This is a genomic window from Polaromonas sp. P1_G2, assembly GCF_056405515.1.
In genome coordinates this window covers 1-355 of sequence record NZ_JBFUBY010001800.1, presented here as the reverse complement: position 1 = coordinate 355, position 355 = coordinate 1, and the positions used below count along the sequence as shown (strand labels likewise).

1 protein-coding gene is annotated in these 355 nt (G+C 56.9%); it reads left to right on the top strand.

From position 1 onward, the window contains the following. Positions 1 to 5: 5 nt before the first annotated feature. On the top strand, positions 6 to 355 hold a 350-nt coding region (locus tag AC1D0P_RS32655; RefSeq protein ID WP_477680510.1), incomplete at its 3' end, for a nuclear transport factor 2 family protein.

The following is a 355-nucleotide window of genomic DNA, read 5'->3' as shown; positions in this document are numbered from 1 at the left end:
CCTGAATGGACGCAAACGATCGCATCGTCAGGCAGTTCTGCGCGGTCTTCGAGCGGCTGGATGCGGATGAATTGGTTGGCTATTTTTCAGCCGATGCCGTCTATCACAATATGCCGATGCAGCCCCTGGTTGGCTATATGGCAATCCGCGCTTTCCTTGCGGATATTCCCAACCAGTTCAGGGGACTACGCTTCGAGATCGTCAACCAGATTGCGGCCGGCGATCTCGTCATGAACGAGCGCATCGACCATTTCACCCTTGCCCAAGGCTCGGTCGCACTCCCCGTGGCCGGGATTTTCCAGCTTCGGGGCGGCAAGATCATCGCTTGGCGGGACTATTTCGATCTCGCGACATT